At 58.0% G+C, this 4,568-nt stretch carries 3 protein-coding genes; all 3 read right to left on the bottom strand.

All coding sequences use genetic code 11. The annotated features are described in order from the left end of the window. Positions 1 to 1,600: SLC13 family permease (locus V6D20_05925; protein HEY9815324.1), on the bottom strand; the 1,600-nt coding region annotated here is incomplete at its 3' end. Further along, the gene (locus V6D20_05920) at positions 1,597 to 1,767 is read right to left on the bottom strand and encodes a hypothetical protein (protein HEY9815323.1); all 171 of its coding nucleotides are present in this window, start codon (positions 1,765 to 1,767) and stop codon (positions 1,597 to 1,599) included. The genes V6D20_05925 and V6D20_05920, both read right to left, overlap by 4 nt. Further along, positions 1,767 to 4,568: cation-translocating P-type ATPase (locus V6D20_05915; GenBank protein HEY9815322.1), on the bottom strand; the 2,802-nt coding region annotated here is incomplete at its 5' end. The genes V6D20_05920 and V6D20_05915, both read right to left, overlap by 1 nt.

Here is a 4,568-nt window from a genome sequence, read left to right as displayed (position 1 = left end):
AGGGATTGAAGTTGAGCGACTCGGCCACCTTAGCAGCGATGGGAAGGAGCAACACCACGCAGGCATTGTTGGACAAAATTTCGGTCACTAAAGACGTCAGCACGAAAAAGAGCGTCAGCAGGGCATAGCCAGACCAGGCACTGCCTAGATTGACGAGCTGATCCGCCAGCCACTGGGTTGCCCCAGCATTGTCCATCGCCAGCCCCAGGGGAATTAGACCCGCCAGCAGAAAGATCACGTCCCAGCGGACGGAACTATAGAGTTCTCCTGGTCTGAGGCAGCCCGTCAGTAGCATCAGGGCAACGCCTATCCAAGCGCTAACCAAAATCGGTAGCCAGTCTAGGGCTGCTAGAATGACGACTCCAATCAAAATGGCGATCGCTACCCCGGCCTTGTCGCGGCGCAGGGTTTCTGTGTCCCGCTGCTGCACTAGCACCAAGCCAGGATGGGTTTGTAGCCCCAGCAGACTTTGCTTGGGCCCCTGCACCAACAACACATCCCCAAATTGCAGCGGCACGCGCCCTAGGCGATCGCGCACCACCCCCTGCCCTTGTTGGATCGCCAGCACAGTGACATTGTAGCGTTGGCGAAACCGCGTATCCTTGAGGGTCGAGCCAATGACCTCGGCATTGGGTAGCACCAACACTTCGGCGATGCCCTCTTCTCCCAAGGTTAAGGCTGGTTCAGCGTCGCGATCGCCAAACTGTACTTCCGGCAAAATTTCAATGCCCTGGCTGGCCTTGATGCTCAATAGGCAATCAGGATTCCCCCGCACCAGCAAAATATCGCCTGCCTGCAACGGTTTATCGGAAATCGGCTGGGGGAAATGCGCCCCATTGCGAATCAGCTCAACCACGTCCATATCGAACCGGCGCTGGATTTGGCTACTCTGCAACGACTGCCCCACTAGGCTTGAGCCAGGTGGAATGACAATTTCGCTGATGTAGTGGTCGAGGCCATAGCGCGTCAACACCTGGTCGGTCGGCGAACTGGGGTGCTGAGGCAGTAATCGGGGAGCCACCAAGGCTAAGTACAGCAGCCCCACCGTCCCTGTCACCAGCCCCACCAGGGAAAATTGAAACAGCCCAAAGGGCCCATATCCCAAGGTTTCAGACAGACCGCTGGCCAAGACATTGGTCGAGGTGCCGATCACCGTTAGCATACCCCCCAGCACCGTCACGTAGGAAAGGGGAATCAGCAGCTTAGAGGGCGAGATCTTTTGTTGGCGGCACCAGTCTTCGATGATGGGCAAAAATACCGCCACTACCGCCGTGTTGTTGATAAAGGCTGAAATGGGCCCCACGATCGCCCCCATCACCAAGATTTGCCGGCTGGCACGCTGACCGCCCCAGGCCATTAAACTATGGCTTACGGCCTGCACAGCTCCGGTGCGCTCAATCCCGGCGCTGAGGATAAACATGGCAAGCACGGTCACCGTCGCCGAGTTGCTAAACCCCGAAACGCCCTGTTCTGGCGTGACCAGGCCCAACGTCATCAGGGCAACCATGACGAAGATGGCTGTCACATCTGCCGAAAACCATTCTCCGACAAAGCAGACAAGCGCCAGTACCACCACAGCTAAGGTCAGTCCTAAGGTCATGGCTGAGGGGGCTCCACAGCAGTGGTCGGATCAACAGGGGGAGCTGCTTGGCGTTGGGGTTGAACATACAGCCAGTCTAGGGCGGTGGCTAGGGCAACCACGGTTGCCAAGGCGACTGACATCAGCAGTGGCCAGGGACTATTGAAAGCAGTCTTGATAGTTTTCATCAAATTCCTCTCGCAGTGTTAGCGATCGCGGCACCGGGCTGCTGGCAGCGCAGCACGAGTTGAATGAACAGCTTTTCAGCTTCTAGCCAGATAAACATCAGAGCGCTGACCCCAAAGCACAGAGCTAGCTCGCCCCCAGATAAGGGATGTAGGCCAAAAAACTGTTGCAGTGCCGGCACATACATCAACCCCACTTGCAGTCCCGTAGTGACCAGTACGGCCCCCCAGATAAAGGGATTGGTCATGGGGTTAAGCTGTATCGTCAGACGAGTCTCGGAACGGGCAGCTAAGGCGTGCCCCATTTGGGCTAGACAGAGGGTGGTAAACACCATGGTTTTCCAAGTGTTTGGGTCACCAGGGTAGGCAGGGTCATGGGTGTAGCGATAGGCCCAGCCCATCAGGCCAATGGCCAGGATTGCCAGCACAATACCAACTCGCACCACATAGCTACCTAACCCTCGGGCAAAAATGCTCTCCCTGGGGTTGTGAGGTGGGCGCTGCATAACGTTGGGTTCTGCCGGTTCCATGGCCAGGGCTAGGGCCGGTACGCCATCGGTAACGAGGTTCATCCACAAAATTTGCAGCGGCGACAGGGGCACGCCGCCCAGACCAATCAGGGGCGCTGCTGCAATGGTGAGCACTTCACCAACGTTGCTGCCCAGAATGTATTTGATGAAGCGGCGAATGTTGTCGTAGACCACTCGGCCTTCTTCCGTGGCAGCGACAATGGTGGCAAAGTTGTCGTCGAGCAGCACCATATCGCTGGCCTCTTTGCTGACATCGGTGCCAGTGATGCCCATGGCAATGCCAATGTCGGCCTGTTTGAGGGCAGGCGCATCATTGACGCCATCCCCGGTCATGGCCACAAAGTCTCCCTGTTTTTGCAGGGCCTGCACAATACGCAGCTTGTGTTCTGGGGCAACCCTAGCGTAGACACTAACGTGGGGTACCGTCTGCTCTAGCTCGGCGGTGGAGAGATGGGTTAGCTCACGCCCAGTGAGGATGGTGTCGCCGGGTTGGGCAATGCCAAGGGTTTCGGCGATCGCCTTTGCGGTTAAAGGATGATCGCCGGTGATCATCACAGGCCGAATTCCTGCCCGGCGACAATCGGCTACAGCATCCCGCACTTCGGGACGGGGGGCATCGAGCATTCCCACCAGCCCCAGCCAGATCAGGTCTTGTTCCTCCGCTTCCAAATTATCGTTGAGGGTAACGCTGTCTAACGGCTTCATAGCCAAGCCCAGCACCCTCAGACCAGCGGCAGCTAGGGCATCGGTTTGGGCCAAGATGGCTTGCCGTTGAACGGCAGTAAGAGATTCAGGATCTTGAGAACCTTGGCACGTAGCGCATCGTTCGAGCACTAATTCGGCAGAGCCTTTGGTGAACATTACCTGGGAGGCTAAGGGCCAGGCGGCATGGGCCTGGGTCTGGATCACCACGCTCATGCGCTTGCGCTCTGAGGTAAAGGGCACTTCCTGGATGCGTTGGCTGTGCTTCAGCGTTGATGGCTCAAACCCGCCTTTACCCGCCACGGCTAGGAGAGCTCCCTCGGTGGGGTCGCCCAGCAAGGTCCAAATGCTGCCAGACGGGTTGAGGGTCGCGTCGTTGCACAGGGCGCAGGCAATCAATAACGCCTGCAGGGCCGGGTCAGGGGCGATCGCTCCCTCTTCGTTCAAGATCTGACCCACGGGTGCGTAGCCCTCCCCGGTCACCCGGTACGAGTGGGCGACTGTTTTGACCTGCTGCACCACCATCTTATTTTGGGTCAGGGTGCCGGTCTTATCCGAACAGATGGTAGTGACCGAGCCGAGGGTTTCGACGGCGGGCAATTTGCGAATCAGAGCATGGCGGCGCACCATCCGCTGGGTACCTAGGGCCAAGGTCACGGTAATCACCGCAGGCAACCCTTCCGGAACAACGGCCACCGCCATGCTGAGGGAGACTTCTAATAAATCATCAAACAGACTGAGGTCTCCCGTGCGAACCAGCCCCACCGCCACCACCACGGCCACTAGGACTAAGGAACCTGACACCAGCACGTTCCCCAACTGGCCCATCCGCTGCTGCAGGGGGGTGGGTTCTGATTCCACAGACTGAATCAGGGTAGCAATGCGGCCAAGTTCAGTTTCCATGCCGGTTTGCGTAATCAACACAGTGCCGCGCCCCTGCAACACTTCGGTACCCTGGTAGACCAAGTTGAGGCGATCGCCCAAGGCAGCTTCTTCGTCCAAGATCACCTCAGGTTGCTTGGTCACCGCTTCGGCCTCGCCGGTTAAGGCAGCCTCTCGCACCTGCAGGTTCGCCGCGTTCAACAAACGCCCATCCGCAGGCACCTGCATACCGGCTTCAAGCAAGATCACATCCCCCGGCACAAGGGCTTTGGCATCCACCTCCTGCTCTTGCCCCTGACGCAGCACCCGCACCCGGGGTGAGGTCATGGTCTTCAGCGCCGCTAAAGCTTGTTCAGCCTTGCTCTCTTGCAGATAGCCCAGCAGCCCATTAAGCAGGACAATGGCAAAGATGGCGATCGCATCCTTAGGAAAGCCCCCCTGCTGCACATCCAGCACCAGAGATACTAGGGCCACCGCGATCAACATCAGCAGCATAATATTTTTGAACTGATCCCACAAAATCACCCAGGGGCTGCGGGTCGATCCCTCTTGCAGTTCATTGGGGCCGTAGATCCGTTGCCGCTGCTCTACGGTACTGGAGTCCAGACCATCAACGCAGGCTTCAAGTAACGTCAGCGCTTGGGCAGCACTGAGGGTGTGCCAGTGAGTCGACAGGGAATGAGACGGTGA

It is taken from the genome of Candidatus Obscuribacterales bacterium (genome assembly GCA_036703605.1).
GTDB lineage: Bacteria > Cyanobacteriota > Cyanobacteriia > RECH01 > RECH01 > RECH01.
Note: the sequence above shows the minus strand (reverse complement) of the source record. Positions and strands in the feature narration are given on the sequence as shown.